The organism is Sphingobacterium chungjuense (genome assembly GCF_011316935.1).
GTDB classification, from domain to species: Bacteria; Bacteroidota; Bacteroidia; order Sphingobacteriales; family Sphingobacteriaceae; genus Sphingobacterium; species Sphingobacterium chungjuense.
This window is the reverse complement of the sequence record NZ_WLYS01000001.1, coordinates 409,230-434,883: the sequence shown is the minus strand read 5'-3', so window position 1 is coordinate 434,883 and position 25,654 is coordinate 409,230. Positions and strand designations below refer to the sequence as shown.

21 protein-coding genes and 1 riboswitch are annotated in these 25,654 nt (G+C 42.7%); of the genes, 13 read left to right on the top strand and 8 right to left on the bottom strand.

What is annotated here, in order from left to right:
- The first annotated feature begins 4 nt into the window (after nucleotides 1-4).
- The gene (locus GKO22_RS02015; RefSeq protein ID WP_240920081.1) at nucleotides 5-1,474 is read left to right on the top strand and encodes a glycoside hydrolase family 30 protein; all 1,470 of its coding nucleotides are present in this window, start codon (nucleotides 5-7) and stop codon (nucleotides 1,472-1,474) included.
- An 8-nt stretch (nucleotides 1,475-1,482) separates the two neighbouring features.
- Nucleotides 1,483-2,811, top strand: coding sequence for a DUF5125 domain-containing protein (locus tag GKO22_RS02010; protein ID WP_166332432.1), 1,329 nt, complete (start codon nucleotides 1,483-1,485; stop codon nucleotides 2,809-2,811).
- A gap of 71 nt (nucleotides 2,812-2,882) precedes the next feature.
- Here the strand turns inward: GKO22_RS02010 and mtgA are convergent, their stop codons facing one another.
- Nucleotides 2,883-3,611: a monofunctional biosynthetic peptidoglycan transglycosylase gene (mtgA, locus tag GKO22_RS02005; RefSeq protein WP_166332928.1), complete on the bottom strand. Its 729-nt coding sequence runs from the start codon at nucleotides 3,609-3,611 to the stop codon at nucleotides 2,883-2,885.
- 183 nt (nucleotides 3,612-3,794) lie between these two features.
- On the opposite strand from mtgA, the gene GKO22_RS02000 reads away from it, so the two are divergent.
- Nucleotides 3,795-6,521: a cation-transporting P-type ATPase gene (locus tag GKO22_RS02000; protein ID WP_166332431.1), complete on the top strand. Its 2,727-nt coding sequence runs from the start codon at nucleotides 3,795-3,797 to the stop codon at nucleotides 6,519-6,521.
- A gap of 83 nt (nucleotides 6,522-6,604) precedes the next feature.
- Here the strand turns inward: GKO22_RS02000 and GKO22_RS01995 are convergent, their stop codons facing one another.
- The 6 genes from GKO22_RS01995 to GKO22_RS01970 form a co-directional block, all read right to left on the bottom strand.
- Nucleotides 6,605-6,781, bottom strand: a complete 177-nt coding sequence (locus tag GKO22_RS01995; protein WP_166332430.1) for a hypothetical protein — start codon at nucleotides 6,779-6,781, stop codon at nucleotides 6,605-6,607.
- A 151-nt stretch (nucleotides 6,782-6,932) separates the two neighbouring features.
- Nucleotides 6,933-9,245: a 5-methyltetrahydropteroyltriglutamate--homocysteine S-methyltransferase gene (gene metE, locus GKO22_RS01990; protein WP_166332429.1), complete on the bottom strand. Its 2,313-nt coding sequence runs from the start codon at nucleotides 9,243-9,245 to the stop codon at nucleotides 6,933-6,935.
- Between the two features lie 83 nt (nucleotides 9,246-9,328).
- Nucleotides 9,329-9,434, bottom strand: a riboswitch (SAM riboswitch).
- Nucleotides 9,435-9,499: 65 nt separating this feature from the next.
- Complete coding sequence (locus tag GKO22_RS01985; protein ID WP_166332428.1) at nucleotides 9,500-10,189, bottom strand: response regulator transcription factor; 690 nt, start codon at nucleotides 10,187-10,189, stop codon at nucleotides 9,500-9,502.
- 32 nt (nucleotides 10,190-10,221) lie between these two features.
- Nucleotides 10,222-12,099: a sensor histidine kinase gene (locus tag GKO22_RS01980; protein ID WP_166332427.1), complete on the bottom strand. Its 1,878-nt coding sequence runs from the start codon at nucleotides 12,097-12,099 to the stop codon at nucleotides 10,222-10,224.
- A gap of 167 nt (nucleotides 12,100-12,266) precedes the next feature.
- Nucleotides 12,267-13,700, bottom strand: a complete 1,434-nt coding sequence (gene pyk / locus GKO22_RS01975; RefSeq protein WP_166332426.1) for a pyruvate kinase — start codon at nucleotides 13,698-13,700, stop codon at nucleotides 12,267-12,269.
- Between the two features lie 115 nt (nucleotides 13,701-13,815).
- Complete coding sequence (locus tag GKO22_RS01970; protein ID WP_166332425.1) at nucleotides 13,816-14,316, bottom strand: IPExxxVDY family protein; 501 nt, start codon at nucleotides 14,314-14,316, stop codon at nucleotides 13,816-13,818.
- A 284-nt stretch (nucleotides 14,317-14,600) separates the two neighbouring features.
- On the opposite strand from GKO22_RS01970, the gene GKO22_RS01965 reads away from it, so the two are divergent.
- The 9 genes from GKO22_RS01965 (at nucleotide 14,601) to GKO22_RS01925 (ending at nucleotide 24,218) form a co-directional block, all read left to right on the top strand.
- Nucleotides 14,601-14,837: an acyl carrier protein gene (locus GKO22_RS01965; protein ID WP_085472507.1), complete on the top strand. Its 237-nt coding sequence runs from the start codon at nucleotides 14,601-14,603 to the stop codon at nucleotides 14,835-14,837.
- A gap of 26 nt (nucleotides 14,838-14,863) precedes the next feature.
- On the top strand, nucleotides 14,864-16,117 hold the full coding sequence (fabF, locus tag GKO22_RS01960; protein ID WP_166332424.1) for a beta-ketoacyl-ACP synthase II: 1,254 nt from the start codon (nucleotides 14,864-14,866) through the stop codon (nucleotides 16,115-16,117).
- 83 nt (nucleotides 16,118-16,200) lie between these two features.
- Nucleotides 16,201-16,938, top strand: a complete 738-nt coding sequence (gene rnc, locus GKO22_RS01955) for a ribonuclease III (protein WP_166332423.1) — start codon at nucleotides 16,201-16,203, stop codon at nucleotides 16,936-16,938.
- Between the two features lie 61 nt (nucleotides 16,939-16,999).
- Entirely contained in the window at nucleotides 17,000-18,400 is a 1,401-nt protein-coding gene (hisS, locus tag GKO22_RS01950) for a histidine--tRNA ligase (RefSeq protein WP_166332422.1), read from the top strand.
- An 89-nt stretch (nucleotides 18,401-18,489) separates the two neighbouring features.
- Complete coding sequence (gene pdhA, locus GKO22_RS01945; RefSeq protein ID WP_116776338.1) at nucleotides 18,490-19,485, top strand: pyruvate dehydrogenase (acetyl-transferring) E1 component subunit alpha; 996 nt, start codon at nucleotides 18,490-18,492, stop codon at nucleotides 19,483-19,485.
- 45 nt (nucleotides 19,486-19,530) lie between these two features.
- Entirely contained in the window at nucleotides 19,531-21,219 is a 1,689-nt protein-coding gene (locus GKO22_RS01940) for a dihydrolipoamide acetyltransferase family protein (RefSeq protein ID WP_166332421.1), read from the top strand.
- A gap of 78 nt (nucleotides 21,220-21,297) precedes the next feature.
- Nucleotides 21,298-22,473, top strand: a complete 1,176-nt coding sequence (locus GKO22_RS01935; RefSeq protein ID WP_166332420.1) for a serine hydrolase domain-containing protein — start codon at nucleotides 21,298-21,300, stop codon at nucleotides 22,471-22,473.
- Nucleotides 22,474-22,490: 17 nt separating this feature from the next.
- Complete coding sequence (locus GKO22_RS01930) at nucleotides 22,491-22,850, top strand: CoA-binding protein (RefSeq protein WP_166332419.1); 360 nt, start codon at nucleotides 22,491-22,493, stop codon at nucleotides 22,848-22,850.
- A gap of 399 nt (nucleotides 22,851-23,249) precedes the next feature.
- Nucleotides 23,250-24,218: a helix-turn-helix transcriptional regulator gene (locus tag GKO22_RS01925; RefSeq protein ID WP_166332418.1), complete on the top strand. Its 969-nt coding sequence runs from the start codon at nucleotides 23,250-23,252 to the stop codon at nucleotides 24,216-24,218.
- 52 nt (nucleotides 24,219-24,270) lie between these two features.
- Here the strand turns inward: GKO22_RS01925 and GKO22_RS01920 are convergent, their stop codons facing one another.
- Nucleotides 24,271-24,747: a DinB family protein gene (locus GKO22_RS01920; protein ID WP_166332417.1), complete on the bottom strand. Its 477-nt coding sequence runs from the start codon at nucleotides 24,745-24,747 to the stop codon at nucleotides 24,271-24,273.
- 288 nt (nucleotides 24,748-25,035) lie between these two features.
- On the opposite strand from GKO22_RS01920, the gene rplC reads away from it, so the two are divergent.
- Nucleotides 25,036-25,653 (top strand): 50S ribosomal protein L3, encoded by a 618-nt coding sequence (rplC, locus tag GKO22_RS01915; RefSeq protein WP_066754740.1) that lies wholly within the window; start codon nucleotides 25,036-25,038, stop codon nucleotides 25,651-25,653.
- Nucleotide 25,654: the final 1 nt, after the last annotated feature.

Sequence of the window (25,654 nt, the reverse complement as noted above, 5' to 3'; positions counted from 1 at the left end):
ACATATGATGCTACAATTTTCTTTAGGATTTCTGCTGATGCTTTCCTGTGGTTCGGAGAGTTCGTTCACCGAAATGATACCAGAACCCGAGCCAACTTCTGGCGATGTCACCTTATACGTAACCTCTGGATACCGTATTCAGGAATTCAAGAAAACGTACCTCAATTTTAGTACGAATGACAATCTATCGCCCAATACCTTATTCTTAGATCCGCAGCAAACCTACCAAACCATGGATGGTTTTGGCGCAGCCATCACTGGATCTTCGGCGTACAACTTATTAAAAATGTCTGCAGCAGATCGTACAAAGTTCTTGAAAGAAACCTTTTCGACTACCGAAGGGATGGGGCAGAGCTATGTGCGTATTGCCATTGGCTGTTCGGATTTTTCCCTAAGCGAATACACGCTGAATGACAAACCGGGCATCGAGAATTTTGCGTTGCAAAAAGAAGAATTGGAATATGTAATTCCCGTGATGAAGGAGATCTTGGCGATAAACCCAGATATTAAAGTGATGGGTTCGCCTTGGACAGCGCCACTTTGGATGAAAGTCAACAATTTACAAGAACGTGCTCCGTACACATCTTGGACGGGCGGACATCTTAATCCGGCTTATTACCAAGATTACGGAACGTACTTCGTCAAATGGATTCAAGCGATGGAAGCGCAAGGAATTCGTATCCATTCCATCACGCCACAAAACGAGCCATTGAATCACCTAAATTCTGCTTCGATGGTGATGAAGTGGGAAGAGCAACGTGATTTCATCAAGCAAGCTTTAGGACCTAAATTGCGTGGTGCAGGATTGCAAACGAAGATCTATGCCTACGATCATAACTACAACTATGATAATATGGCCGATCAGCAAAGTTACCCAGTCCGCATCTATGAAGATGCTGAGGCGTCGCAATACATTGCGGGAGCAGCATACCATAACTACGGTGGCGATCGCAGTGAGTTGTTGGATATTCATGCCAAAGCACCAGATAAAGAATTGATCTTTTCTGAAACATCGATCGGTACGTGGAACAACGGGAATGTGTTGAGTACGCAATTAATCGCCGATATGCGTGAAGTTGGCTTGGGAACCATCAACAACTGGAGCCGCGGTGTTATCGTGTGGAACTTAATGTTAGATGCCGATCGAGGCCCAACACGTGAAGGCGGTTGCCTTACTTGTTATGGTGCGGTCGATATTGACTCGGATTACCGTACTATCAAGAAAAACTCGCATTACTTCGTTGTAGGTCATCTATCGGCCGTGGTGAAATCAGGTGCAGTTCGCATTGGTTCAAAAGGGAAAACGCCAGAGGGAATCATACATAGTGCATTTCGCAATCCGGATAATAGCTTTGCTATTGTATTGGCCAACAGCAATTCGGTAGATACATCGGTAACATTTAGTGATGGTGATAAGCATTTCACACACATCGTGCCGGCCAATTCAGTTGTTTCTTATCAGTGGAGTAAATAAGAATTCGTATGAAAAGATATAGTTTTTTGATCGGATGCGTGATCGCTCTTATGGCGACCACAAGCTGCCAGAAAGAGCAATCTGCGATGGATGGCAGTCCAGAAATGACCCTACATACCGCCTATGATAATGCCTATTTCGCAGATAGTCTACACTTTAGTGTAGACGTCAGCGATGGCAGTGGCATTCCTTTGTCCACGTTAAAAGCCTATTTGTACTACGGGGATGAAATCGTGTCGGAAAAGACAATCCGTACGAAAGAATATGGTCGCTACGAAGGCAAGCTATTTGCGCCATATTATGCCGAAATCCCGAATGGCGCTGCTACCATTAAATTGGTGTTGCAAAACATCAACAAAGGCACAAGCGAAGCGCAGATTGCCGTGCCGCTGCAACGTCCGGATTATCCGCATCTTACTTTGGTGGCAGAAGACGGAACGCGACACGAGATGCGTAGAATGGGGCTTTACCAATATGAGGTGGAGAAAGAATTTCCAATGAAATTAAAAGGCTACATCGAAGCACCGGCTTTTGGTGAGCATGGCAATGTGGTACAATTTGGCTACACCGGTGATAAAATCACACAAGGTACCAACAGCCTGATCTCCTTCTCGTACCTTTCTGATGGGGTGTATCCGATCACCTTCAACACGATGAATTATACAGCAGGACCATTCTTGAGTTATAGCATCAACGATGTAGATCTCCTATTGTCTGGTGAAGAATTGTATACCGCCGACATATCGTTGCAGAAAGATCAAGTGCTGCGCATTGATGGCATTGCGGATTTAGCAGACTGGTCGATTGATGCGGATTTTATCCGTCAGGAAAATGGCGAATATCGTTTTGATGCGATTAATGGAACCTATCGTATTACGGCTGATTTCGTGCGTAAGTATTTTATTATCGAAGCCATGCAAGCGGGGCAATTAGCGAAACTAAATACGGATGGAACAGGCGCGATCTGGATTATCGGAGAAGGCATCGGAAAACCAAACTTGGCTAATCAAGTCGGTTGGACAACGGAAAAAGCATTATGTATGGCGCCAATCGGCAACAAGCGCTACCGCGTTACGGTAGTGGGCGGCGAATCCATGCGTGCTGATAACATCAACTTCAAATTTTTCCACCAGAAAGGCTGGGGCGGCGAATTTGGTGGTACACATATCCGTACCGAGAGTGAATTGATTTTTATTGGTGATGGTACCAATGGCAGAGATTCTGGTAATTTGGGCATCACGACGGGCGCAGCATTAGAAGCGGGCAGTACGTATGTGCTAACCGTAGATGTGAGCGCCGGTAATCAAGCGGCTGTGCTTACCGTAGAAAAACGCTAAAAACACGCAACACAAACTAAGATAGCTAGCCCGCTGTTGCTGATCTGGAGATCAGCAACAGCGGGCTTTTTTTATTCCGGAATCTTGTAATGATTGAGGTAGCGCACGATGCTGTTTGCCCGTCGGTTGACGTAAGCTGATGGTCTGCGCGCATCCCATTTGCGTGGATTAGGCAATATCGCGATGATTAGTGCTGCTTCTTTGCGACTCAAACTTTTCCCCGATTTACCATAATAATAATGTGATGCGGCTTCGGCGCCATATACACCTTGTCCCATCTCAATGACATTGAGATACACCTCTAAAATCCGCTTCTTCGACCAGAACAGCTCAATCAAAACCGTAAAATAGGTTTCTAAACCTTTGCGAAACCAAGATCGCGCGGGCCATAAAAACACATTTTTGGCCACTTGTTGACTGATCGTACTGCCGCCACGCAGCGCATCGCCCGATTGGTTGCGTTTTAGAGCTTGCTCTATCGCTTTGGTGTCAAAACCATGATGCGTCATGAAGAAAGCATCTTCACCAGCCAAAGCTGCTTTCTTGAGGTTATCAGACATGTCCTCATAAGGCAGCCAGGTTTTATCAATCTTAAAACCTTTGCCTTGCGATTGCCATTCAAATCCGCGTTTGATCATCAAATACGTGATCGGCGGATTGATAAAGCGTAAGGCGATCACCCATAGGAGGCTAAAGACGATCATGCCGAGAAAAATACGCCCAGCCCACCAGAGCACTTTGTTCTGTTTCTTCGTAACCTTCTTCTTTTTGCTGTTTTTTGTACCGCGCTTGATCGCCATGCTGATGATATGATCCCAATTAAAATGCAAAGCTACGATCAAAGTAGACATAATTCCTAATCGGTTTTAATTTCTATGTGTGAAGCGCACTTTGGGCAGACTGAAAAATCGTAAAACAGTTATATGGATTTGTTTGTTCAAACAATAGTAAAATTTTTAATATAAACCCAACAATTATTTTAAATGGCAAATGCTAACCAAGAGGGAAAGAGCAAGGCAGCGCATTGGCATGCACTCGATGTTGATACGGTACTATCCAGGCTAGAAGTAGATACCTCTGAAGGATTAAATAAAGCGACCGCAGAAAAATTGCTGAAAAAGCATGGTCGAAACGAGCTCCCACAGAAGAAAAAAGAAAGTACGTTCATACGTTTCATTAAGCATTTTCACGATGTATTGATCTATGTCTTACTCGCAGCTGCGGTCGTAACCACTATTCTAGGACACTATACCGACACCATCGTCATCATCCTGGTGGCTATTATCAATGCGGCGATTGGTTTTGTACAAGAAGGAAAAGCAGAGAAAGCTTTGGAAAGTATCAAAGGCATACTCTCGCTGAAAGCGACGGTGCTGCGCGATGGCAAGCGAGAAGAAATTGACGCGACAGAAGTCGTGCTCGGCGATATTGTTCTGTTGTCTGCTGGTGATAAAGTGCCTGCCGATTTACGGCTATTCGAATCGGATAATCTCAAAATTGAAGAATCTGCCCTCACAGGTGAATCCGAATCGTCGGAAAAAAATACAGAGCCATTGGAAGAAGATATGGATCTGGGCGATCGTAAAAATATGGCATACACCAGCACCACGGTGAGTAACGGAACGGGAAAAGGAGTGGTGATCGCCATTGGAAAAGATACAGAGATTGGAAAGATCAATCAGATGATGTCTGATGTGACGCAGCTCACCACGCCATTGCTTCGGCAAACTGCGCAATTCGGTAAAACCGTAGCGTTAGCGACGCTGGTATTAGCGGCCGCCACGTTTGCCTACGGCTATTTTCTCCGAGATTATGATACCGAAGAATTGCTGATGTCGGTTATTGGATTGGCCGTGGCAGCTATTCCCGAAGGTTTGCCAGCCATCTTGTCCATTATTCTCGCCATCGGTGTGCAAAACCTCGCGAAGCGGAATGCGATTATCCGCAACTTGCCGTCCGTCGAAACCTTAGGTTCTGTTTCTGTGATCTGCTCTGACAAAACAGGTACGCTGACGCGGAATGAAATGACCGTGAAAGATATCGTATTAGCTGAACAGCAATATGCCGTAACCGGCATTGGTTATTCGCCAGAAGAGGGTGAAATACAGCAAGAAAAGAAAGCGGTGAAGGTAGAGGAGGATGACAATCTGCAAGAATTATTGCGCTGTGTGTATATCTGTAACGAAGCTTCATTGGATAAAGGCAAAGATGGTGATTGGGGTATTAAAGGAGATCCAACAGAAGGCGCATTAGTCACGGTGTATGAGAAAAGCGGATTGGAGAAAGAGAAACCCAAGCGAGAATCTACCATACCATTTGATTCGGACTATAAATACATGGCTACACTCATTGAGCAGGATGGCCAAGGACTGATGTATGTGAAGGGAGCGCCTGATCGGCTGATTGAGCTTGCTACGAAACAATTGGGAAAAGATGGCGAAGAAGTCGATATAGATGCAGATTATTGGGAAGAGCAAGTATCTGCATTAGCGAAGGAAGGCAAACGCCTTATTGCGGCAGCGTATAAAAAAGTATCATCAAGCGGCGAGAAAATTGATCACGATGATCTGCAAGAGGATTTGGTGATGATTGGTTTGGCAGGTATTATCGATCCGCCACGTGAGGAAGCGATAGAGGCAATCAAAATATGTACGGACGCTGGCATTCGCGTCAAAATGATTACGGGCGATCATGTCGATACGGCTAAAGCCATTGGCCAAGAAATGGGCATCGGCGACGGCGAAAAAGCCTGCCGAGGTGCGGATCTGGAAAAGATGAGCGACGAAGAAATGCGCAAAGCCGTGAAAGAGTATGATATCTTTGCGCGTACTAGCCCAGAGCATAAACTGCGTTTGGTGGAGGCGTTGCAAGCCGAAGGGCGAATTTGCGCGATGACTGGCGATGGCGTGAATGATGCGCCCGCTTTGAAGAAAGCGGACGTCGGTATTGCGATGGGCATTAAAGGTACGGAAGTAACCAAAGATGCGTCGGAAATGGTGCTGGCAGATGATAACTTCCGCACGATAGTAGACGCGGTAGAAGAAGGGCGGAGGATCTACGATAACTTAAAGAAAACCATTCTCTTCATTTTGCCGACGAATGGTGCAGAAAGTTTGTTGATTATGGCCAGTATTCTGTTTGGCTACATCATGCCGCTCACGCCGCTGCAAATCCTTTGGGTGAATATGGTAACTTCCGTGACGGTATCCTTGGCATTAGCCTTTGAAGAGATTGAAGATGGCACGATGAAAAGGCCACCGCGCAGAGAGAAAGAACCGCTGTTGAGTGGTTATTTCATCTGGCGTATAATATTTGTTTCAGTGCTTATTGGTGGCGGTACCTTGTATTTAGTACAGTATTTAACAGCGCAAGGAGTGGAGAATGGTACGATCCGTACCGTTACGATGCAAACCATTGTGATTTCTCAATTATTCCATTTGTTCAATTGTCGGAGTATTCACGGTACAGCGTTCGATAGCAAATTCTTTTCCAACAAGGCCATTTATATTGTTGCGATCATCTTATTCGTGCTGCAGGCAGCGATTACGTATTTGCCATTCATGAATAATATCTTCGATACGGAGCCGATTGCTTTATCATTCTGGCAATATCCAGTATACTTAGGTGTGGCGGTTTTTGTGATTGTAGAAATGGAGAAATGGATAGTTCGCAAGTTCGTGCTCACCAAGAAAGAGGAGCAGACAGCATAACAAAAGTGCTATACAACAAGAGCGGCCTGATCAACATAGTTGATCAGGCCGCTCTTGTTCATAGATGCCTCTTTGGCTGATAGTTATTTCTTTCCGCCGGCCACTTTGGAAATAATCCAAATGATCAATGCAACAACAGCGACCACTACAATGATCCCAGTCCACATACCTGCTTTGAAAATTCCTTCGATAGCCTCACAGCTCGTCAGTAGATTGGCGGCTAGCGTAAATAGCAGCGCCATTGGTATAAATCTTTTCATAATAGTTTTGTTTACCTCTAAGAACAAGATGCAAAGCATAATGTTTGCTGTTTTTGCGTGAAATACGGTTTTTAAATGACAAAAAAATAACCCCGAGATGGCTTGCCGTCTCGGGGTTATTGATATGATCTACATTTTTACGAGCGAAGAATTACTCAGCACGTAAAATTTTGGCCGCTTCTACCATCGATTCCAACGCCGCTTTGGTTTCTGGCCAAGCACGAGTTTTCAATCCACAGTCAGGGTTTACCCACAATTGTTCCGCTGGTACTACGTCTTTTGCTTTACGCAATAGCTCCACCATTTCTTCGGTGCTAGGCACGCGTGGAGAGTGGATATCGTAAACACCTGGGCCAATGTCGTTCGGATATTTGAAATCACCAGCAAATGCATTCAACAATTTCATTTGCGAACGAGAAGTCTCGATCGTAATAACGTCTGCGTCCATCGCTGCGATATCCTCAATCACATTGTTGAACTCGGAGTAACACATGTGCGTGTGGATCTGTGTATCATCATCTACATTGGATGAAGACACGCGGAACGCACGTACAGCCCAATTCAAATAATCTTTTTGATCTGCTTTGCGCAAAGGTAATCCTTCACGGATAGCTGGCTCGTCGATTTGGATGATTTTGATACCTGCTTTTTCTAACGCTTGTACCTCGTCCAAGATCGCCAACGCGATTTGGTAAGTCGTGGTAGAGCGTGGTTGGTCGTTACGAACGAATGACCATTGCAAGATCGTCACTGGTCCCGTCAACATGCCCTTTACTGGACGTTCTGTCAACGATTGTGCGTAAGCAGACCAACGTACCGTCATATCTGCTGGACGGTACACATCGCCATAAATAACCGGAGGTTTTACACAACGAGAACCATAAGATTGTACCCAGCCGTATTGCGTAAAGGCATAGCCAGCTAATTGCTCGCCGAAATATTCTACCATGTCATTACGCTCGAACTCACCGTGTACTAATACGTCGATATCCAACTGCTCTTGCAAGCGAATCGTGTTTTCTGTTTCTTCTGCAATTGCTTTATCGTATTCTTCCTGCGAAATAGCGCCTTTTTTCAAATCGGCACGCCATTTACGCACGTCTTTCGTTTGTGGGAATGAACCAATAGTCGTGGTCGCAAACGCCGGAAGATTGAATTTTTCCTGTTGCGCCGCCTTACGGTCTGCAAATACCGAAGTACGTTTTGCATCGTCATCGGTGATGTTGCTTGTACGTGTTTTTACTTCTGGTTTGTGGATTAATGGAGAAGTGCGCCGGCTTTCTGCAGCTGCTTTGTTGCTTTCAAAACGTTTCTGTGTTTCTGCATCAACATCACCATCAGCCAATGTTGCTAGGTCTTTTACCTCCGCTAATTTTTGTTTAGCAAATGCTAACCAGTTTTTAACCTCAGCAGGAAGTGATTCTTCGTTTGTCTCGTTTTCCAAATCAAATGGCACGTGCAATAGGGAAGAAGCTGGAGCTACCCAAACGCGGTCTTTACCCAATGCATCTACCGCTTGTTGGATCTTGCTTAACGATTTCTCATAATCGTTTTTCCAGATGTTACGTCCTTCTACCACGCCTAATGAAAGCGTTAGCGAAGTAGGGACTTTTGCTAAGATGGTATCCAATTGATCTTCACCGCGTACCAAATCAATGTGTAATGCGTGAACTGGTAGGTTTAGTGCTAAATCTTCGTTGTCTCTTAGTGCCTCGAAGTACGTAGTTGCGATCAATTTGGTGTTACTCGCTGCAGCATTCAATTTTTCGAATACTGTTTTGTACAGACCTTTCACTTTTTCGTCGATATCCAACGCCAAGTACGGTTCATCAATCTGGATGTATTGTGCACCAGCAGCGGCTAATTTCGAAACGATCTCTTCGTAAACTGGCAACAAACGCTCGATTAGGTCGATGCGGTCAAAGCCTTCTTCTTTTTCTTTACCCAGTAAAAGGTATGTGATTGGGCCAATCAATACCGGTTTGGTCTCGATACCTAATGATTTAGCTTCGTTGTATTCTTTTAAGAATTTTTCAGAAGTTAATTTGAATTCCTGATTCTTGGTGAATTCAGGCACCATGTAGTGGTAGTTGGTGTCAAACCATTTGGTCATCTCCATCGCCGTCACGTCCACACCTTCTGCTTGGAAACCTCTTGCCAAAGCAAAATATAGGTCTAAGCTGTAATCGCCATCGATTTTGTTCAAAAGCGACTGGTAACGCGCAGGAATAGCGCCAATGGTAAGAGACAAATCCAATACTTGATCGTAGAATGAAAAATCATTCGAAGGGATTAAAGTAAAGCCATTGTCTTGTTGCAATTTCCAGTTGGCTTCACGGATGCTTTTTGCGGTATGTAGAAGTTCTTCTTGGCTAATTTTTTTTGCCCAATATGCCTCGTTCGCTTTTTTCAATTCGCGGAAAGGTCCTACTCTTGGGTAACCTAAGTTGTTTGTCGTTAACATAGTTTTATTTCTCTAATTTTTTTCGGATGTAATACTTTGCTATCAGAGAAAGGCACCAGAAACAGTGACTTCAGCTTATCTTTCTCTTATCGCTCCCGTACAGGGTAAGAGTAGAATGTAGCACCTTGTCCAAGTGACAGGTTGCCAAGGCTTCAACGGGTCTATTCCCTCTGCCTTTCTCTATAAGCACCACAAACTTATGTAACAAATGTATAAATTCCAAATTTCTTGCGAAAAGAGCAATGAAAAATGGATTAGCTTACCAAAAGTTTATATCCTTTGCCATGAACGTTGACAATTTCTACATTCGGATCTTCTTTCAGGTATTTGCGAAGCTTGCTCAAAAACACATCCATACTTCTACCGGTGAAATAATTGTCATCGTGCCAGATCTTCACCAAGGCTTCTTCGCGTGTGAGCACATCATTCTTTTTCAAGCAAAGTAAACGTAATAACTCCGCTTCTTTGGTAGATAATTTCTGCTGTTGTCCTTTGTACGAGATCACTTGGTTGGTATAGTCAAAGAAATATCCTCCGATTTCAAATTTGTCTGGCGTTTCGTCGTCTTTATCACGAGACGAGCGCTTTAAGAGTGCATTGATACGCAACAATAATTCTTCCACCCGAAATGGTTTGGTGATATAATCATCGCCACCCAGTTCAAAGGCCTGTGTCTTGTCTTCCATCATGCCTTTGGCTGTAGCATAGATAATTGGTACGGTTTGATCCACCTTGCGGATATCTTTGCCCAATGAGAATCCGTCTTTTTTAGGCATCATCACATCGAAGATGCACAGATCAAATTCGCCCTTGCGGAATGCTTCCAGTGCTTCGATGCCGTCTTTGCACAGCACAACGTCAAACTTTCCCTTGAGTTCGAGGTAATCTTTTAAGAGATCGCCTAGGTTGGGATCGTCTTCTGCTAGTAGTATTTTTTGAGACATAAGTTCGTTTTAATATGTATTGATAATCAAGCTTAGCTTGTGCTGTTGGTAGCATGAAGTGGTAATGTCACCTCAAATTGTGTGCCTTTATCTTTTTCGCTTTTTACAGAGATCTTGCCATGTAGGATCTTAATAATGTTATTCACATAACTCAGCCCCAATCCAAAACCTTTTACATTGTGAATGTTACCGGTTGGTATTCTGTAAAATTGTTCAAAGATCTTTTCCTGATGCTCCTTAGACATGCCCACACCTTTATCTGCTACCGAAATGGTAATGCTATGTTTCGTGTTGATGGATTTAACGGTGATGTGCGGTGTGTCCTTACTGTATTTGATGGCATTGTCCAGCAAATTAAAGATCACATTAGAAAGATGTAATTCATCACCAATCACCACATCTTGCGTCGCCGCTAGATCTACCTGTAAGGTGCCATCGGCTTTATCCATTTGTAGATGCATACTTTCTAGTACATTGGATACTAACGCATTCATGTGCACCTTGGTGCGCTCGATATTCAGATTTTCCTTTTCTAAGCGCGCAATGTTAAGTACGCGCTCGATATGAGAACCTAAGCGTACATTCTCATCATAAATGATATTAGCGAGTTTGGCTACCCGATTTTCATTGGATGCGATCTCTTTATCACGTAGCGATTCGCTGGCAATCATGATGGTTGCGACAGGCGTCTTGAATTCGTGCGTCATATTGTTGATGAAATCGGTCTTCATCTCAGAGATCTTTTTCTGTCTAAAAATGATGGTTAGCGTATAGGCAAAACAACCTACTAATAAGGAGAGCAAAGCCAGCACGGCAATCACCATAAAGGTCATGTTGCTGGCGATATGACTGTCTTTGTAGGGGAAATAGATCGAGAGCAAGCCCGGTGATTTTCCTTGATCACCTTGAAAGAGTGCGGTACTGTAACCGACAACATCTTTTATGGGCAAGAGATCCTCATTGTCCATCTGAGATGCAGCCTGAATGATAAGTGGGGCACTCGGGCTGGATCGAATCTCCATTAAAAACGGAGACACAATGCCGCGATTATATAATTCTTCCTGCAGATAATGCATCGCTAGATCTGTTTTGATCCTTTCTTTCAGTGGACGCTTGGACATCGCTATGCTGGCGGTGATATCCTCCATCACTTTATTGTCTTTTCCACCTAAAATGGCGATCGTATCGTATAAGTTGGTCGCAACCGAAAGCTTTCGGTAATTCAGATCTTTCAGTTTTTGCTCGACTTCCTGCAAACGCATTCGCGTAGCCGCATCTTCCGTAGGCGGCAAAGTGGCCCAAGCAAAAGAGTGCACTTGCAGCGTGGCATCATTCACAATCGGAATGATGAAACGCGTACTATCATCGCGACCTGCTACCTCGGCAATGCGTTTGCTGGCGCCCACCACGGTAGAAATTGTGGGTAAAGTCGGATCTAAAATATCGTAGCTTTTCTCGATTGAGAAGGTAATTAAATGATGATAATCTTTTCTTCGTACATAGGTTTCGAAGAAGGTATTGCTCACGTATGCAGCATTTGGAAAATTCCGTTTTAGATCTTCCTCTTCGTTTCTATAGCGGTCGCGCGCATCAAAGTTCTTTACCCTAAGCTTGTTGATCTCATCCTGCAATGCAATTTGCTCGGCTAGGATAATCTCTTTTTCCCGTTGTATTTTTTGATCTTCTGCAAATTTTTTCTGATTTAATTTCGCTTGTTTATTCGTGTATTCATATACCTCCTGGCGTTCTATCTTATTGGCTACGACCGACAAAGAAGCCTTGACACTCTCATCAAAGATTTGAGATTTCTGGATGTACGATTGGCGGATAAAGAAGTATTGCATGGCCATCACACCGAGTAGTGCAATAGACATGAACCAGATGATTAACGTAATACTTCTCTTCTTCATAGTTGCAAAAATAATTAGGCAAATGCGGTCTGTAGGGACTTTAACACAATTTAACAGCGTTCAGCGCAGCGAATTATCATAAGGAAAACCACATTAAACTAAAACAGTCACCAAGGTTTGCCTTGGTGACTGCTTAAATATAGTATTTATAATACGAATATCTCGAATTACTGAACTTCAGAAACGCGGATTGTATTCGTTCTGCCTTTAGCATGAAGTGGTGTAGAAGATGTGTTGATCACGATCTGTCCAGGGTTTACCAATTTGTGCTCTTTTAGCAAATCATTAACATCTTGGATCGTACCGTCTGTACTTTCAAATTTTTCATAAATGAAAGTCTGCACGCCCCAAACTAAGCTAAGCATAGTCAATAATTTTTTGTTGCCAGTGAATACATAGATATCTGCATTCGGACGGAAACTTGCAATTTCTAATGCAGTGTATCCAGATGAAGTCATTGCTACGATCGCAGACGCATTTGTTTTTTCTGCTAAGAAGATAGAACTGTTACAGATCGCATCAGCCACTTTCGTGATGTTTACTGATTCCCCATTATCTTTATCGCTATAATATGGGTACGAAGTAGATTCTACGTGTGTAATGATTTTCGCCATGGTCTCGATTACGATCTCTGGGAATTCACCTACTGAAGTTTCTCCACTTAACATTACCGCATCTGCACCATCCAATACCGAGTTCGCTACGTCATTTACTTCTGCACGTGTAGGGCGTGGCGTAGTGGTCATCGTTTCTAACATTTGTGTTGCGATGATTACGGGTTTAGAAAGATCACGACATTTCTGTACGATGATTTTTTGTAAACCTGGTACTTCTTCCATTGGAAGCTCCACACCGAGGTCACCACGCGCTACCATGATAGCATCTGTCTCTGCGATGATCGCGTCAATGTTTTCGATGGCCTCTGGTTTCTCGATTTTAGCGATGATTTTCGCCTGAGAACCTTTCTTAGCAATGATTTCTTTACATTGGATGATATCATCTGCCGAACGTACGAATGACATCGCGATCCAGTCTGCACCGTGATCTAAGGCAAAATCTAAGTTGTCTAAATCTTCTTCTGTTAGAGAAGGGATAGATACTTTTGTATTTGGAAGGTTTACACCTTTACGAGAAGTCAAAATACCACCATGTACTACCGTACAAGTTACCGTATCCTTACGGTTGGTAGAGATGACACGAAGTTGTAATTTACCATCGTCCAACAAGATAACCTCATTTTCCTTCACATCGTTCGGGAAGTTCTGGTATGTAATATAAATACTATTCTCGTCGCCGATTTTCTCCTGAGTAGTGATTTCTACACGGCTACCATTCACCAAAATAGCACCACCTTCTTTCATTTTTCCGATCCGGATTTTCGGGCCTTGAAGGTCGGCTAGGATACCAACATTAAATGGATTTTCCTGATTGATCTCATTGATTGTGTTGATCACTTTCAAATGATCCTCTTGCGCACCGTGAGAGAAATTAAGACGACATACATCGACACCTTTAGCAATCAAACGAGTCAAAACTTCCTTGTTGGCTGAAGCAGGGCCTATTGTGGCGACAATCTTGGTGCGCTTTTTGAGCTTTTCCATTTACTTTATATTTATGTTTCTTTAAATCAATTCTTGTAATAATAGCTGTGAAAGTAAGATAGAAGTCTTGCAATCGCTTGCTATGTAAGTGTATCAATTACACTTTAATAAATCGCTAAAATATCAGATTTTCTTTGGATTTCAATATTATTGGATCTATTTCTTTTACTAGGAGTATATCTGCGACACTCTTTAAGCTCTCGATTAAAATTTTTAAATCATCTTGATCGATAAAATGTTTGATCAGAATAAAATAATCAAAATTAGGAGCCTCTGGTATGAGTAAGCCTCCTTCTTCACCTCGATTACTGATCAGATAATATTCGTGATCGTATGTGCTATTGATGTACCTAAATGTCTTAAAATGTTGAGTGGTTGTGGACTTACCTCGTTTTTGCTCATAGATAATATGATAGTCCATTTCATTGCGTGACTTCTCTTTTGGGATACCTTTGTGGTCAATATAATCTTCCTTCCCATGGGTAAGCTGCAAGTTAGTATGCTTGTTTACAAAATGGCATAACCGATAATCGCGTAGGGTAGAACTGATGCCAATCAGTACAAAATCCAGCTCGAGGTCAAAGTCAGTTTCTAGTTTGAACGTAATTTTACTCACACGTTGTCAACATTTGGTGGACATGCAAAGGTACTATTTTCGCGATGAACCGTTTTACTTCGGTGGTTTATATTTATATTATTTGATTGTTTAGGTAACTTTAAGTTGCAAAATCATGGATTATTGCCTATAATTGAATGTCTATAGTCTGTGAAAGACACTTCCTGTAAAACAACAGCACGGCTGAATTGTTCTTTATTTGTATTTCTCAAAATCAGAGTTTGATATTTGAGTAAATTTATTTTTCTTTGCACAGATTTATTAAACAATTAAATTAGAGAATCATGTCAGATATCGCATCAAGAGTAAAAGCTATTATCGTTGAAAAATTAGGTGTTGATGAAAATGAAGTTACACCTGAAGCTTCTTTCACAAACGATTTGGGTGCAGACTCACTTGACACTGTTGAGTTGATCATGGAATTTGAAAAAGAATTCAACGTTGCTATTCCAGACGATCAAGCAGAAAACATCAGCACAGTTGGTCAAGCTATCAGTTATTTAGAAAAGAACGTTAACTAACATTTTTATTAGGCCAAGCATAATTAATGGAGCTTAAAAGAGTAGTTGTTACAGGATTAGGCGCACTTACACCTATTGGCAATACCGTCTCAGAATATTGGGATGGTTTGATAAATGGTGTAAGTGGCGCTGCTCCTATTACACATTTTGATGCATCAAAATTCAAGACCCAATTTGCTTGTGAAGTAAAGGGCTTCGATCCGCATAAGTATATGGATCGAAAAGAAGCACGAAAAGTAGATCCGTTTGTGCAATATGCCATCGCATCTACAGACGAAGCGGTAAAGGATGCTAATTTGGATTTTGAGAAATTAAACAGAAATCGAATTGGCGTAATTTGGGGAGCAGGTATTGGTGGTTTGACGACTTTTACAGAAGAGGTAGCAAACTATGTGAAGGGTGATGGAACGCCACGTTTTAATCCTTTCTTCATTCCTAAGATGCTTATTGATATAGCTCCTGGTCATATTTCAATGCGTTATGGTCTTCACGGACCCAACTTTTCAGCAGTTTCTGCTTGTGCTTCAGCAACCAATGCAATGATTGATGCATTCACCTACATTCGTTTAGGTCGTGCAGACGTTATTATCACTGGTGGTTCCGAAGCCACAGTTAACGAAGCGGGAATTGGTGGTTTCAATGCGATGCATGCATTGTCTACACGTAATGATGATCCATCAACGGCTTCACGTCCGTTTGATAAAGATCGTGACGGATTTGTGTCGGGCGAAGGCTCTGGTGCCATCATTTTAGAAAGCCTTGAGCATGCTTTAGCGCGCGGAGCGAAGATATATGCTGAAGTAGTTGGTGGTGGTATGAGTGCTGATGCTCATCACATCACGGCTTCACATCCTGAAGGATTGGGTGCAAAATTGTCTATGGAGATGGCTGTCAAAGATGCAGAACTTGATTTTACAGACATTGATTATATCAACCTTCACGGTACGTCGACTCCAGTTGGAGATTTAAGTGAGCCAAAGGCTATTCTTGGTCTATTTGGTGAGCACGCTTACAAAATGAACTTGAGTTCTACAAAATCGATGACGGGCCACCTATTGGGTGCCGCCGGTGCTGTAGAAACTATTGCTTCAATTCTAGCCGTGCAAAACGATATTGTCCCACCGACGATCAATCACTTTACCGATGATCCAGAGATCGATAGTAAATTGAATTTTACCTTTAACAAAGCGCAAAAACGGGTTGTTAATGTCGCTCTTAGTAATACTTTTGGATTTGGAGGGCATAATGCTTCTATCATTGTCAAAAAGTATAAAGCGTAATGGTTATTGTATTATACAAGTAATAAAGAATTTGGTAGGTAGTCTTCGAAACGAGACTACCTATTTCTTTTCAAGGATCGTGCATGGCGCTCAACGTTTACAAATTATACCTTTCTCCCAAACGGAAATACTACAAGAAGCTGAAGAATATACTGGGATTCGTACCTGGCAATATCAAACTCTATCAGATGGCTTTCAGGCACAAGTCGGTGGCGGTAGCGATCAAAGAAGGGGTGAAAAATAGCAACGAGAGATTAGAGTTTCTGGGTGATGCCGTTTTGGGATCGGTGATTGCAGAACTGTTATTTAAGTTGTATCCTTACAAAGGAGAGGGCTTTTTGACGGAGATGCGCTCCAAAATTGTGTCTCGTGCCAACCTCAACCAGCTTTCTCGGAAGCTCGGTTTGAACGAATTGATCGAATACGATAAGCGTTTAATTCATTTTTCTGCCAAGCAAGGTTCATTACTTGGAGATGCATTTGAAGCGCTAATTGGCGCAGTATATCTCGATAAAGGCTATGAATTTACGCGTGAACTATTATTGGAGCGCATCGTAAAAGCGCATGTGGATATCCATACCTTGGAAATGACGGAGACAAATTTCAAAAGCCGTCTTATCGAATGGTGCCAGCATAATAATAAAGAAGTATTCTTCGAACCTACCGCAAACCCAGAAGGCGAAACCGCAAAAATGTTTTCCGTACGTGTGATGGTTGACGGTGAAGAGTGTGGTGTAGGTCGTGATTTCAATAAGAAAAGCGCCGAAAAACTAGCTGCAGAAAAAGCCTGCGAGCACCTCAAAATTCTAGATGTGGTATAAAGCGACCTTCTTCGTTGCTTAAACCTTTTTACATATCACTTTCTTCTATTACCTTTGCCTCATGGCACAAGTAAAACCTACTCTGGCAAAGGGTACGCGCGATTTTTCTCCAGTAGAGATGGAGAAGCGTAATCATATCTTCAATACACTACGCGCGATCTTTCGCAAATACGGATACAACGAAATACAAACGCCTTCTTTTGAAAACTTATCTACGCTGACGGGTAAATATGGCGAAGAAGGTGATCGTTTGATCTTCAAAATTCTAAATTCGGGCGATTATTTGGCCAAAGCATCGGCAGATTTATTAGCAGACAAAAATTCGCTAAAACTCGTTCCACAGATTTCAGAAAAAGCATTACGCTATGATCTAACTGTGCCGTTTGCACGCTATGTCGTGATGCATCAGAATGATATCACGTTACCTTTCAAACGTTTTCAGATCCAGCCAGTATGGCGCGCAGATCGTCCGCAGCGCGGTCGCTATCGCGAGTTTTACCAGTGCGATGTTGATGTGGTGGGTTCCCCATCTTTACTTAACGAAGCCGAGTTTGTGCTCATTTACCACGAAGCGCTGCGCGCGTTAGGTTTGTCGGACTTCGATATTAAGATCAATAATCGCAAAATTCTCTCTGGAATTGCCGAAGTGATTGGCAAGCCAGAACTGATTGTCGATATGACGGTGGCTATTGATAAATTGGATAAAATCGGCTTAGAAGGCGTCAACAAAGAACTTCTGGAGCGTGGTTTTACGGGTAATGACCTAAGGGTTTTGGAACCGATCATCCTATTATCTGGTACGAATACAGAGAAGTTAGAAGCCCTAAAAACAGTATTGGCCTCATCACCCATTGGCTTAGCCGGCGTAGCAGAATTAGAAGAAGTTTTTGCGTATATAGCCGCTTTGGAGACCACTGGTGAAGTACTTTCCAAGGCTGTAGAAGTCGATATTACACTAGCACGTGGTCTTAATTATTACACCGGTTGTATTTTTGAGGTGAAGACCAATGAAGTGCAAATGGGAAGTATTGGTGGCGGCGGGCGCTATGATGATCTGACGAGTATGTTTGGTTTGAAAAACCTAACCGGTGTGGGCGTCTCCTTTGGAGCGGATCGCATCTACGATGTGTTGGAAGAATTAGGCTTATTTCCTGAACAATCTTCTGCCACAACACAAGTGCTTATCTGTAACTTTGAGAAAAACTTAGAGCGCCATACTTTGCCGATGGTGAATCGTCTTCGTGCGCAAGGAATCGCTGCCGAAATGTATCCCGAACCTTCAAAATTAAAAAAGCAAATGAGCTATGCGAATGGCAAAGGCATACCTTTTGTCTGGTTAGTAGGAGAGGAAGAAGTAAATACAAATACCATCGCTGTGAAAGAAATGAAGACAGGGAAGCAAGTGATCCTCGACGAAGCTGCGGCGATTGAAAAAATCCGTTCTTCACTTTCTCTAGGATAATATCGTACGATTGGCACAAGCTATGGCACATATGTCGTGATTAATTATTAGATTTGTAGTCAGAATAATAAGAAATTCAATACTTAGAAATGAGTTCAACACCTATAACGAAAGAAACTTATCTAGAGTGGTATAAGTCCATGCTGCTCATGCGTAAATTTGAAGAGAAAGCAGGCCAGCTATATGGACAGCAGAAAATTCGTGGTTTTTGTCATTTGTACATCGGTCAAGAAGCTGTAGTTGCGGGTACGATGTCGGTGATCAATCCAGAGGATTCCATGATTACGGCATACCGTGACCATGCACATGCTTTGGCTAAAGGTATTTCTGCAGATGCTTGTATGGCCGAGCTTTTTGGTAAAGCAACTGGCTGTTCTAAAGGTAAAGGCGGATCTATGCACTTCTTCTCCAAAGAACACAAATTCATGGGTGGCCATGGTATCGTTGGTGGACAAATTCCATTAGGTGCTGGTATCGCATTCGCAGAAAAATACTTGGGCACGAATAATGTAAACATTTGTTACATGGGTGATGGTGCTGTACGTCAAGGTGCGTTCAACGAAACCTTGAACATGGCGATGTTGTGGAAATTACCGGTAGTATTCGTTTGTGAAAACAATGGCTATGCGATGGGAACTTCTGTACAACGGACCACCAACATGCAAGATATCTACAAAATGGGATTGGGCTTCGATATGCCAAGCGCACCAGTAGATGGAATGGATGTAGTAGCGGTACACAACGCCATGGACGAAGCGGTACAGCGCGCACGTGCTGGCGAAGGACCAACATTCTTAGAAATTCGTACTTACCGTTACAAAGGTCACTCCATGTCTGACCCGGCTAAATATCGTACAAAAGACGAGTTAGAAGAGTACAAAGGCAGAGATCCATTGATCAATGTAAAACATGCCATCTTAGAGAACAAATACGCAGACGAAGCGTGGTTCAAAGAAATCGAAGAAGGCGTGAAAAAAGAAGTAGAACAATCTGTGAAGTTTGCAGAAGAGTCTGAATACCCAGATGCATCTGAAATCTACAAAGATGTCTACGTACAGGAAGACTATCCATTCATTATGGATTAATAATTGATATAATTACTTTAACTAAATAGATTAGAATCCTACCAAATGGCTGAAGTAGTAAAAATGCCCAAAATGAGCGATACCATGACCGAAGGGGTTATCGCAAAATGGCACAAAAAAGTGGGCGACAAAGTAAACTCTGGCGATTTGATCGCGGAGGTCGAAACCGACAAAGCAACGATGGACTTCGAGTCCTACCAAGAAGGTACTATCCTTTATATTGGTCCTAAAGAAGGCGAAGCAGTAGAAATCGACGCTGTTATCGCAGTTCTAGGTGAAGAAGGCGAAGATTATGAAGCGTTGTTGAAAGACGGCGGATCATCTTCGAAAGAAAGCAAATCAGAAGATAAATCGGAGGATAAAGAAGAAGCAAAATCAGAGTCATCCGATAAGAAAGAAGAAACGGAAGAAGAAGATGATGCTGCTGATGATGTTACTGCCGAAGATCTTGGCGTAACCGTAATCACGATGCCATTGTTGAGTGATACCATGAAAGAAGGTGTCATCGCGCAATGGAACTTCAAAGTAGGCGATGCTATCAAATCTGATGATGCGATCGCAGACGTGGAAACTGATAAAGCAACAATGGAAGTAACGGCTTATGCAGATGGTACATTGTTGTACATCGGTGTAGAAGCTGGTGATGCTGCGCAGGTGAATGAGATCATTGCGATCGTCGGTCCAGAAGGTACAGACATCAAACCATTGTTGAACAAGAAATCTTCTTCATCAAAATCTTCGTCCGAAGACAAAAAAGAAGAAAAGACCGAAGACAAAAAAGAAGATACTTCCGCTAAAGAGGAAAGTGCTGAAAGCACATCATCATCGGATGATTCACGTGTAAAAGCTTCTCCTTTGGCACGCAAGATTGCAAAAGATAAAGGAATTGATCTGACTCAGGTAAAAGGTTCTGCAGAAGGCGGCCGTATAGTGAAGAAAGATGTAGAAGATTTTACGCCTTCGGCGGCAGCTTCTGCACCGGCTAAAGAAGCTTCTGCTCCAGCAGCATCTTCCGAGAAAACCACGATCAGCATTCCACAGTATATCGGCGAAGAGCGTTATACCGAGAAACCGGTGAATCAAATGCGTAAAACCATTGCGCGTAGATTGTCTGAGTCATTATTCACAGCGCCACATTTCTACCTAACGATCAGTTTGGATATGGACAATGCGATGGCAGCTCGTGCTCAGATCAATGAGGTTGCTCCAGTAAAAGTTTCCTTCAACGATATCGTGATCAAAGCGGTAGCGGTAGCCTTGAAAAAACACCCAGCGGTGAACTCTTCTTGGCAAGGCGACAAGGTGAGATACAACGAGCATACCAACATCGGTGTAGCGATCGCGGTAGAAGATGGTCTATTAGTACCAGTGGTACGTTTTGCAGATGGCAAATCACTATCACACATCTCTGCCGAAGTAAAAGATTTCGCTGGTAAAGCGAAAGCTAAAAAACTTCAGCCATCGGATTGGGAAGGTTCTACCTTCACCGTATCCAACTTAGGTATGTTTGGTATCGATGAGTTTACATCAATCATTAACTCACCTGATGGTGCAATCCTATCTGTTGGAGCAATCCAGCAAGTGCCTGTCGTTAAGAATGGCGCAGTAGTAGCAGGCAATGTGATGAAAGTTACATTGGGCTGTGATCACCGCGTAGTAGATGGCGCAACTGGCGCTGCCTTCTTACAGACTGTAAAAAGTTTGATCGAATCGCCAATTCGTTTGTTGGCGTAACTCGATTTCTTATATTTAAGGCCACTTCATTAGAAGTGGCTTTTTTTATTATCTCTATTTTTTAGCAAATACCATAGCGTGAAGTTTTTTCTATCCTCTATATTATTCAGTGTATCCGTATTAGTTTCCTGTGCTTCTTCGGAAGAGAAGCAAGCACAAGCAGAAGAAAAGCAGGCCAATTTAGACAGTATTGCGCTGGTGTACGATCCGGCGAATGCCGACCCAGAGATTGATCAATTCATGCGCAATCTTCATCGAAAGGGTTTCAATGGCAATGTGCTCGTGGCCAAGCAAGGTAAAATCATTTACCAAAATGCATTTGGTTGGGCGAATTACTTGCTGAAAGACAGTCTACATATGGACTCCAAGTTTGAATTAGCTTCAGTTTCAAAACCACTTACTGGCGTAGGGGTGATGCAATTAGTGGAGGCCGGCAAGTTACGCTTGGATCAGACGGTCACGGAGTTCTTTCCTGATTTCCCGTTCCCTGGCGTTACCGTACAACAATTGTTGTCGCATCGATCGGGCTTGCCCAACTATGTGTATTTCTCCGAAGATCATTGGAAAGATCGTAAGAAAGGAATGAGTAACATGGATGCGATGGCCTTATTGGCCGAACATAAGCCCAACCGCTACGGAGCGCCAGATGGCCGTTTCCACTATAACAATTCCAATTTCATGGTGTTGGCTTCGATCGTGGAGAAAGTGACTGGTCAAGATTTTGCGGTATACATGCAAGAAAATGTGTTCAAGCCTGCCGGAATGAAAAACACGGCTATTCTTTCTCGTGCCGTATACGAAAAAATCCCAACGGATGTGATCGGTCATGATAAAACTTGGCGAAGATCGGTTGTGCAAAATTATTTGGATGGACCAGTAGGAGATAAGGGAGCATATAGTACCGTGCAAGATTTATTTTTATTCGATCGCGCTTTGCGAGATGGTCGTTTGCTGAAACAAGAAACACAAGATTCGAGTTATGTAGCACGTAGCGATGCACGTCGTAGTTTGTTTAGCTACGGTTACGGCTGGCGTACATTTAGTCCGCCGAACAACCCCATTGTATATCATACTGGTTGGTGGCATGGCTTCAAAAGCTTATATGTGCGCGATCTCAAAAACGATATCACCATTGTTTTGTTAACTAATATGGCAAACGGAAGTTTAAATCAGTTGGATGACTTGTATAAAATTCTGAAAATGCCTATTTTGAGACAAAACGCTTACAACTCAAACGGCGATTTGGTAAACTAAATAAACTTGGATACAAGATGAAAAAAACATTGATATTGGGCGCGAGCACCAACCCAGCAAGATACTCATACTTAGTAGCGAATAAACTAACACGCAAAGGCCACACTATCGTCAACGTTGGACTGAAACAAGGATCAGTAGCAGGAGTAGAAATCGAACCAGCAGAAACAGTGCATACGGATATTGATACGATTACTTTGTATGTAGGTCCGAGAAATCAAGCCGTCTATTACGACTATATTCTGGATACAAAACCCAGGCGCTTGATTATGAATCCGGGTACGGAGAATCCGGAGTTGAGCGAGAAGGCAACAGCTGCAGGCATCGAAGTAGTAGAAGCATGCACCTTAGTTATGCTCAATACAGGACAGTTCTAAGATAGAATTCTAGAGATTAAATAAGACGAGCGGCGGTATCTTTCAAGATGCCGCCGCTTTCTGTTTGTATTAAAAAAAAAGATATAATAGAGCAGCACAACATATTCCAATTTTTGAGCTTGATTCTTTTTGCAAACAACGAGTCTTCAAGAATCAACCCTATTAACCTTCTAAACCTTATCAACTCTATTTACTATAACAAAGGTAGACGGTATATGACTAAAAAAAGAAACACCTGAAGCGGGGAACTTCAGGTGTTTCACTAACTAACCAATTATTAACCTAAATTATGAATACTAGTTCATTTACAAGATCTGTGCCATTTTGAGAATGGATATATGCTTTAACAATCTTTTAACAAATGTGGAAGCATGGTACTAATATGTATCTTTGAGAAGCATGTCAGATATCAAGAAAAGATTCGATAGGATATTATCCATTTATATTCATTTGCAGACAAAACGACTCGTCACCTCGTCGGAATTGGCAAATAGATTTAATGTAAGCGTGCGCACCATCTATCGCGATGTACAATCCTTGCTGCAGGCAGGCATCCCGATCTATGGCGAAGCAGGCACCGGCTATTCCATGATGCCCGAGTTCCGACTTCCGGCAATTCCGTTTACGCGAGAAGAAGCATTGAGTTTCGTGGCAGCAGAGAAATTAGTCAGTCAGTACACCGACAAACAACTAGCTCATAATTTTACGACGGCGATTAGTAAGATGAAAGCGCTATTACGGTATTCCGAAAAACAGCATTTGGAAGAAGCACATACGCAGTTGCTGGTGCAGGGAATGGAGAATGTGTTCAATCAAGAAGTGCCAGATGGGTTGAGCGTGTTAATAGAAAGTATCGTGTCCAAGCGATGTGTACACATCCGATATCAAAAACCGGCAAACGGATCACCTGATGAACGCATCATCGAACCCGTTGGTGTCTTCATCGAAGGTAGATTTTGGTACGTCATGGCATACTGCCAGCTCAGACAAGATTATCGTCAATTTCGATTGGACAGAATACACTATATTAGACTCACGACAGATTCCTTTGCGAAAGCGCATCAAGAATTAGCTTTTTATTTAGCGAAAAAAAATCAAGCCCCCAAAATAGCGGTAATTATTCGAGTGGATCATGCCATAGCAAGATACCTAAACTGGGATCGGGTGAATTATGGATTTACGCATGAAACCGTATTGGAAGATGCCGTCGAAATGCATTTTCAGACCGACAATCTAGAAGAGTATTTTGCACGATGGTTTTTGATGTTTGCGGATCAGGCTAGGGTCGTCGAACCGGCAAGTCTTCGGGATAGAATAGGAGAGCTGATCGCCACTAGCCAACAAAAGTGGCGTGAAAGTATGCTTTAAAAAATAGGAGCTTTGCCAAACAAAGCTCCTATCCGTACTCATCTATAAAGTCTTATTTCTTTTCACGATCCCAGAAAAAAGGCGGTTCGATCCCCAACATGCGTAGGTACACGAAACCCTGGCCGCGGTGATGTACCTCGTTGTCTATAAAATATAATATGTTATAAATGATGGGGAAATTGTACTGCCCAAATAAATTGTAATCTTCTGGAAAGCGCTCTTCAGGGATTTGTAGGAACAACTTTTCAATTTGTGGTGTCGCCTCATCCCACGCTTGCAATAATGCTTCCTTGGTATTATAAGGCAAATCATGATCGTAGGGTTTAGTTTCCTGATGTACGATGCCTTCCAATCCCGGTACAGCAAGGCTAAGTAATTCTTTGATTAGATCCGCAAAGGTCCGCATATTATCGACATGGAAGGCGAATAATTGATCTTCTGGAAACTTCTCGATGACGTGGCGCGTCAGGTTACGATGTCCAAGCCAATGGGTTAATAGGTCATGTTTTGAGATAAGTGATGTGCTCATGATAATGTGTTATTGATAAATGTATGCTGCAAACCTACAACTCGAAAATGACAACAGTATGTCAGCATGTTTTTGTAATCTTATTTTATTTTTATTGAATTGATTGGCTGTTCCCTGAAAATTACTGATTGACAGAAATGCGGAAGAAGAATAACTTTTAAAAAATAATACACTAACTATTTGATAGTTATAACAAATTGTATACCTTTGCAAACCCTAAATGGGGGAAGTGTGTCTTGAGCGAAGCCCTACTGCTTCGATGGACGTTTAATTAATTTATTTTATAACATGTCAGGAATTATTGGTAAAAAAGTAGGAATGACCAGCCTGTTCAGTACAGAAGGGAAGAATATCCCTTGTACAGTAATCGAGGCTGGGCCGTGCGTGGTAACGCAGATACGTACGGTAGAGAAAGATGGCTATTCTGCTATTCAACTTGGCTATGATGATGCTAAGGAAAAGAATACGTCAGCTCCTCTAAAAGGACACTTCGCAAAAGCGGGAGTGGCTCCTAAGCGTAAACTAGTGGAATTCAAAACTTTCGAAGATGAGAAAGCACTAGGAGACACTGTAGATGTAACTTTATTCGAAGAAGGCGAGTTTGTCGACGTAGTCGGTACTTCTAAAGGTAAAGGTTTTCAAGGTGTAATGAAGCGTCATGGCTTTGGTGGTGTAGGTGGTGCGACTCACGGTCAGCACAACAGACTACGTGCACCAGGTTCATTAGGTGCTTCATCTTGGCCTTCACGCGTATTCAAAGGAATGCGTATGGCGGGTCGTACAGGTGGTGAGAGAGTAAAAGTTCAAAACCTTCAGGTATTGAAAGTTTACCCTGAGCAAAACCTAATCGTGGTTAGTGGTTCCATTCCTGGAGCCAAAGGTTCTTATGTAATCGTAGACAAGTAGA

Excerpts from the sequence above, each read along its gene's own strand:
- GKO22_RS02010 (WP_166332432.1), top strand. The coding sequence starts at position 1,483 with ATGAAAAGATATAGTTTTTTGATCGGATGCGTGATCGCTCTTATGGCG.
- mtgA (WP_166332928.1), bottom strand. The coding sequence starts at position 3,611 with ATGGCGATCAAGCGCGGTACAAAAAACAGCAAAAAGAAGAAGGTTACG.
- GKO22_RS01925 (WP_166332418.1), top strand. The coding sequence starts at position 23,250 with ATGTCAGATATCAAGAAAAGATTCGATAGGATATTATCCATTTATATT.
- fabF (WP_166332424.1), top strand. The coding sequence starts at position 14,864 with ATGGAGCTTAAAAGAGTAGTTGTTACAGGATTAGGCGCACTTACACCT.
- rnc (WP_166332423.1), top strand. The coding sequence starts at position 16,201 with ATGGCGCTCAACGTTTACAAATTATACCTTTCTCCCAAACGGAAATAC.
- GKO22_RS01930 (WP_166332419.1), top strand. The coding sequence starts at position 22,491 with ATGAAAAAAACATTGATATTGGGCGCGAGCACCAACCCAGCAAGATAC.
- pyk (WP_166332426.1), bottom strand. The coding sequence starts at position 13,700 with ATGGAAAAGCTCAAAAAGCGCACCAAGATTGTCGCCACAATAGGCCCT.
- GKO22_RS01920 (WP_166332417.1), bottom strand. The coding sequence starts at position 24,747 with ATGAGCACATCACTTATCTCAAAACATGACCTATTAACCCATTGGCTT.
- metE (WP_166332429.1), bottom strand. The coding sequence starts at position 9,245 with ATGTTAACGACAAACAACTTAGGTTACCCAAGAGTAGGACCTTTCCGC.
- GKO22_RS01980 (WP_166332427.1), bottom strand. The coding sequence starts at position 12,099 with ATGAAGAAGAGAAGTATTACGTTAATCATCTGGTTCATGTCTATTGCA.
- GKO22_RS01965 (WP_085472507.1), top strand. The coding sequence starts at position 14,601 with ATGTCAGATATCGCATCAAGAGTAAAAGCTATTATCGTTGAAAAATTA.
- GKO22_RS01995 (WP_166332430.1), bottom strand. The coding sequence starts at position 6,781 with ATGAAAAGATTTATACCAATGGCGCTGCTATTTACGCTAGCCGCCAAT.
- GKO22_RS01940 (WP_166332421.1), top strand. The coding sequence starts at position 19,531 with ATGGCTGAAGTAGTAAAAATGCCCAAAATGAGCGATACCATGACCGAA.
- rplC (WP_066754740.1), top strand. The coding sequence starts at position 25,036 with ATGTCAGGAATTATTGGTAAAAAAGTAGGAATGACCAGCCTGTTCAGT.
- hisS (WP_166332422.1), top strand. The coding sequence starts at position 17,000 with ATGGCACAAGTAAAACCTACTCTGGCAAAGGGTACGCGCGATTTTTCT.
- GKO22_RS02015 (WP_240920081.1), top strand. The coding sequence starts at position 5 with ATGATGCTACAATTTTCTTTAGGATTTCTGCTGATGCTTTCCTGTGGT.
- GKO22_RS02000 (WP_166332431.1), top strand. The coding sequence starts at position 3,795 with ATGGCAAATGCTAACCAAGAGGGAAAGAGCAAGGCAGCGCATTGGCAT.
- pdhA (WP_116776338.1), top strand. The coding sequence starts at position 18,490 with ATGAGTTCAACACCTATAACGAAAGAAACTTATCTAGAGTGGTATAAG.
- GKO22_RS01985 (WP_166332428.1), bottom strand. The coding sequence starts at position 10,189 with ATGTCTCAAAAAATACTACTAGCAGAAGACGATCCCAACCTAGGCGAT.